The sequence below is a fragment of the Streptomyces shenzhenensis genome, from assembly GCF_003688995.1.
In the GTDB taxonomy this organism is placed as follows: Bacteria; Actinomycetota; Actinomycetes; order Streptomycetales; family Streptomycetaceae; genus Streptomyces; species Streptomyces shenzhenensis_A.
Window position 1 is genome coordinate 1 of sequence record NZ_PENI01000075.1, and the last position, 4951, is coordinate 4951.

At 71.0% G+C, this 4951-nt stretch carries 5 protein-coding genes, 2 pseudogenes and 1 riboswitch; of the genes and pseudogenes, 1 reads left to right on the top strand and 6 read right to left on the bottom strand.

Features of this window, described 5'->3' with window-relative positions; all coding sequences use genetic code 11:
* The 5 genes and pseudogenes from CTZ28_RS46140 to CTZ28_RS46160 form a co-directional block, all read right to left on the bottom strand.
* A partial coding sequence (locus tag CTZ28_RS46140) for a hypothetical protein (RefSeq protein ID WP_183154918.1) occupies nucleotides 1–172 on the bottom strand: 172 nt, incomplete at its 3' end.
* Nucleotides 169–597: a class Ib ribonucleoside-diphosphate reductase assembly flavoprotein NrdI gene (gene nrdI, locus CTZ28_RS46145; protein WP_121895932.1), complete on the bottom strand. Its 429-nt coding sequence runs from the start codon at nucleotides 595–597 to the stop codon at nucleotides 169–171. The genes CTZ28_RS46140 and nrdI, both read right to left, overlap by 4 nt.
* 169 nt (nucleotides 598–766) lie before the next feature.
* Nucleotides 767–989: riboswitch (cobalamin riboswitch) on the bottom strand.
* Between the two features lie 183 nt (nucleotides 990–1172).
* Nucleotides 1173–1310, bottom strand: a pseudogene (locus tag CTZ28_RS49900) (3-hydroxyacyl-CoA dehydrogenase NAD-binding domain-containing protein); the annotation flags it as partial.
* Nucleotides 1307–1696 (bottom strand): annotated as a pseudogene (locus CTZ28_RS46155) (isocitrate lyase); the annotation flags it as partial. The pseudogenes CTZ28_RS46155 and CTZ28_RS49900, both read right to left, overlap by 4 nt.
* A gap of 18 nt (nucleotides 1697–1714) precedes the next feature.
* Complete coding sequence (locus CTZ28_RS46160; RefSeq protein WP_121895935.1) at nucleotides 1715–2056, bottom strand: TetR/AcrR family transcriptional regulator C-terminal domain-containing protein; 342 nt, start codon at nucleotides 2054–2056, stop codon at nucleotides 1715–1717.
* Here CTZ28_RS46160 and CTZ28_RS46165 point away from each other — a divergent pair.
* Nucleotides 2039–3421: an FAD-dependent monooxygenase gene (locus CTZ28_RS46165; protein ID WP_259472120.1), complete on the top strand. Its 1383-nt coding sequence runs from the start codon at nucleotides 2039–2041 to the stop codon at nucleotides 3419–3421. The genes CTZ28_RS46160 and CTZ28_RS46165 overlap by 18 nt on opposite strands.
* 154 nt (nucleotides 3422–3575) lie before the next feature.
* Here the strand turns inward: CTZ28_RS46165 and CTZ28_RS46170 are convergent, their stop codons facing one another.
* On the bottom strand, nucleotides 3576–4658 hold the full coding sequence (locus CTZ28_RS46170) for a WxL protein peptidoglycan domain-containing protein (protein WP_183154919.1): 1083 nt from the start codon (nucleotides 4656–4658) through the stop codon (nucleotides 3576–3578).
* Nucleotides 4659–4951 lie beyond the last annotated feature (293 nt).

The following is a 4951-nucleotide window of genomic DNA, read 5'->3' on the forward strand; positions in this document are numbered from 1 at the left end:
TGACGTGCTGGAGGAAGTACTGGCGTACGGCCTCACGGTCCTTGTCGAACTGGATGCGGCCGTCGCAGTCGTACATGTTCAGCATGGCGTTGAGCGCGTGGTAGTCCTTGCGGGTGCCGACCGACTCGCGCTGGCCCGCGGGCACCGTGACCGCCGTGGTGAGGATGCTCATGCCACCGGCCTCGTCACTGATGACTGTCGTGTCCAAAACCTGTGCAGTCCTTCCCTCACGGCGCGGACGTCGCGGTCCGTGCCCAGCAGTTCGAATCGGTACAGCTCCGGGACCTGACACTTCGCCGAGATCATCCGGCCGGCCAGGCAGTAGTCCGGGCCGAAGTTGGTGTTGCCGGAGGCGATCACCCCGCGCAGCAACACCCTGTTGGCCTCGATGTTCAGAAAGCGGATCACCTGTTTGGGGACAGCGCCGGACCGCTCGCCGCCGCCGTAGGTCGGCACGATCAGCACATACGGCTCGCTGACCTGTGGCATGCCCTCGCGGTGGGGATGCAGGGGGATGCGTGTGGCGGACAGGGCCAGCTTCTCCACGAAACGCCTGGTGTTCTCCGAGACGCTGGAGAAATACACGAGACCGCTCATCGGTCGCCGCCTCCTCTCGCTCGTTCCCGTGTCCGTCCGAGGACCGGGAGGGAGGAGCGTCGCGGCGCGTACGGCCCATCACCGGGGCGGCGGAAGGGCATGCCTGACCCGGGTCCGTGCGTCTGCCACGCGGCCCTCCCTCGGGGCCTCGGAGCGCGCACGCCGCTGTTCGGCGCACGCACCAGTGGCAGGTCTTCGGACTCGCGGGCGCGTCTCATCTCGTACGAGACCCCTACTGGCCGTCGCTTCCCAGGCCCTGTGTCTCAGGTCCAGTGCGTATGACGGCGGTCGTTCCCGCTCACCGCTGCGGGGCAGTCCCGGTTTCCCACCGGGTTCCCTCTTGCCTCGCCGGGCACCTGAGTGCCTGGCGAACCACCAGCAAGAGCAACACTACATCTGGAAATCTCCGAGTGCCGCCATCCCAGATGTTGTGTCCTGAGTAAAAGTTAGGTATACCTAAGTCCCGCCGAGGCTCTGTCCGCCGAGCGTGGTCAGTCCTGGGCGTAAGTGTCGAACCCCCGTCCGGCCTTGCGGCCGAGCAGGCCCGCCTCGACCATCCGCTGGAGCAGCGGGAAGGTCACGACCTCGACGAGCGGCAGCATGGGGACGGGGTTGAAGACATGCAGGCCCACGACCCGGTCGGCGCGGCCGGTGGCCATGCCGAGCCGCATGATCGGCAGGGCGGACGTATGGGTGGCCGGGATCGCAATCGGGCGTGGATCGCCTCGGCGAACTCGCGGGCCCGGGTCAGGTCCGGTGTGCCGGTCTCCATCCGGATCAGGTCGGCGTACGGTGCGTAGGGCAGACCTCGCGCGATGACCGGGGCCATGTCGTTGCGCACGTGGTAGAAGCCCTCGGCCGTGCGCTCGCCGGTGACGAACTTGGCGTCACGTTCGTCGACGTCGCTGGTGAGGAGGGTGGCGGCGAGCGCGTCCGTCGTGGCGATGACGATCGTCGGGGCATCGGCGATGTCGGCGGCCAGGCGGGCCGCGTTGAGCGTGCGGATGTGCTGCGAGGTCGGCACGAGGACCTTGCCGCCGAGGTGGCCGCACTTCTTCTCGGAGGCGAGCTGGTCCTCGTAGTGGATGCCTGCCGCACCGGTCCTTCATGGCTCCGCTCACCGCCCGCCGAGGATTGCGGCCAGGCCGTACTCGAAGCGGTCGTCGAAGGTGCCGGGGGAGAGGTGGTCGAGGACGCGGTGGAGTGCGGGGTGGGTGGTGCGGGACACCGCGTTGGCCAGCCGGTCGTCCAGCGGCTGGTGCTCGGCGGCCTGTTGTTCCTGGGTGAGGCCGAGGGTGAAGTAGATGACCGTCCAGGTGGTCCAGGCGGCCTCGCGCTCGTCGAGGCCGCTGTCCAGGAGCGCCGTGACGAGAGTTTCGGCGAGACGCAGGTGGTGGGGTTCGGCGGCGTAGGTGCCGACGACAAGTGCGGCGCCGTCGCGGTGGCGCTCACCATCCATCCGCGCACCATCGAGGTCCTGGCCTCGCGCGGGGCGCACAAGCCGTTCCTCGCCGAGGGTGTGCGGATCCCGGGCGGCCACTTCGCCATGCTCGACGACCGGCTCGACTTCCAGGACCTGGACACCCCGTTCCCGTACACCCTCGCCCTGCCACAGGTCCGTACCGAGGAACTGCTCCAGGAGCACGCGCTCGGGCTGGGGGCCACGATCGTGCGCGGTCATCGCGTCACCGGGTTCGCCGAGACCGAGGAGTCGGTGACCGTACGGGCGCGGGGGCCGGAAGGGACGTACGAGATCGAGGCCGCGTACGTCGTCGGCTGCGACGGCACCCGCAGCACCGTACGCACCACCGCCGGTATCGGCTTTCCCGGTACGCCCGCCACCGTCCTCGGCTGGCTCGGCGACGTCACCCTCGACGCCCCGCCGCGGCCCGGCTTCAGCGCCTTCACCCGCCAAGGCGGCGTGATGGTCGCGCCGTTCCCCGGCGGGCGGTTCCGCATCGTCGGGGTCAGCCCCGACAGCCGCACCGACGAGTGGCCCGGCGATCTCACGATGGACGAGCTGCGGCAGAAGACCGTCGGCATCGCCGGTGACGACTTCGGCATGCGCGATGTGTCATGGCTCTCCCGCTTCGGCAACGCCACCCGGTTGGCCGCCGAGTACCGGCGCGGTCGTGTTCTGCTGGCAGGCGACGCCGTCCACCAGCATTTCCCCGCCGGGGGAGTCGGCATGAACGTCGGTATCCAGGACGCGCACAACCTCGGCTGGAAGCTGGCCGCGACACTGAACGGCTGGGCCCCGGACGGCCTGCTGGACACGTACCACGCCGAACGGCACCCGGTCGGCGCCCAATTGGTGGAACACAGCCGCGCCCAGACCGCGCTGATGACCACGTTCACACCCGAGGGCCTCGACCTGCGCTCACTGCTCAGCGGGATGGTCGCCACCCAACCGGCGTTCAGCCGCGCGCTGTCCGAACGGCTCACCGCACTCGCCGTCAGCTACCCCACCGCGGACCCGGCAGCCCACCCGCTGACCGGCACCCGCGCCCCCGACCTGGCCTTCACCGGCACGGACCACGGCCTGTTCGCCCTGCTGCACCCGGACGCGTATCTGCTGCTCGACCTCACGCCCGGCGGCACACTCGGCGACCGCGCGCTGCCGGGGCTCGCCGTCCGTACCGGAACGCTCGACCGGCCCCCGGCCGCCTGGAGCACGTTGCGCGCCGCCCTGATCCGCCCCGACGGGCACGTGGCCTGGGCCGGTGACGAGCGGGACGACGCCATGCTGTCCGCGGCCGTGGGGAGGACCATCGCCGCCACTGTGGCCGGCGGGCGAGGATCGCGGGGTACGGCTGCGGCCTGAACGTCCCGGCCGGCGGGCCGTGTTGTGCGAGCGGTCCCTGGGGTGGTGGCGCGGGCGGTGACCGAACGGGTCGGCATACCTGTGGTCATCGTCCGGGCGGTGTGCGCGCATCACGCCGTCAGGCAGCCGGGGACGGCTCCCAGGCCATCGTCGGTCACGGCGCCGAGTCGGCCTTCGCGGTGCCGAGGGCCTCGGTGACGGCGGCGGTGATGGCCTGTTCGACCTTGCGCCTGCGGCGCCTGTGCAGGAGCGCGTAGGCGCCGGCCGCGGCGGCGAGGACCGCGAGTGCGATCAGCTGCCCCCAGGGCCAGGCCCACAGCGACCGGGTCGCGGACGCCTGGTCGGCCTGGATCGCGGGCTGGTCGTCCGAGGCGACCGGCTGCAGGACCACGGCGGTGTCGAGCCGGACGGTGGGCCAGATGCCGGTGACGGTGACGGTGCGGGTCAGCGCGTTGCCGGGCAGCACCTCCGGCAGGTCGGCGACGCGGGCATCCTGGCCCATCAGCCCGAAGAGCCCCTTGGTCCGGATCAGTTGACGGGCCTTCAGCCGGACGTTTCCGGTGTTGGTGACGGTGTACGTGACGCGCAGGCTGCCGCTGCCGGCCGGGTTGAGAGTGCCGTCGTAGGAGACGTGCAGGTCGCTCACCTTGAGCGAAGGGCTGAGCGGCCCGGAGACGCGCAGGTAGACGCGGGAGCCGAGCCGCCGGTCGAGCCGGACGGTCTTCCCCTGGGCCTTGGTGATGAGTGAGGTCACCACGCCGCCGGAGTGGTCGCCGGGTGTGGCGTTCTCGGGGACGGTGAGGGTGAAGGGCACGACCGCCGTCTTCTGGCTCTTCAGCGTGAGGGTCGTGGACTTCATCCTGATCCAGGAGCCGACGTCGGTCGGCTTCTTGTCGGCGGAGAGGAGGTCGATGCCGCCGCTGGGAGTGGTGAAGGCGTCGCTGGCGTAGACCCGGAGCCTGATGGTGGTGTCGCTGCGGTTCACCACGGCGATGGCGTCGGTGACGCGGTCGCCGGGAGCGAGGGTGTACGTGAATCGGCTGCGTCCCTTGCCGACGGAGGTGTCGGCCGGCGCGGCGCCCCAGGTGATCTGGTTCTGCTCGGCCGCGCGCGGGGAGGCCGGCGCCGTGGGTGCGGCCATGGCGGCTGCCGGCGTCCACAGCACACTCAGCAGCGCCGTCAGCAGGGCGGCGAGAAGGCGGTGCGGTGCGACCGGTCTGGCGGGTCTCCTGGTCATGGGGCTCTCTCCGTCGTCGTGGGCCGGCCGTCCCATGGCGGGTGCAGCGGCCGGCCGCACGCGTTGTGCTGGGGCCCGGCACGGCCCTTGGGTGGGGCTGTGCCGGGCTCTGGGTGTGGGTGTGGGTCAGCTGAGTGCGGTGAGGGTGAGGGTGGTGGTGTAGGTCCCTGGTTGGGTGGTGGTGGGGAGTCGGAGGTCGAGTGCGGCGCCGAGGGCGGCGGTGCCCTTGGTGTGTCCGGTGGTGGCGGAGCCGAGGGTGGCGGAGGTGGTGAGGCCGTTGCCGCCGTCGATGC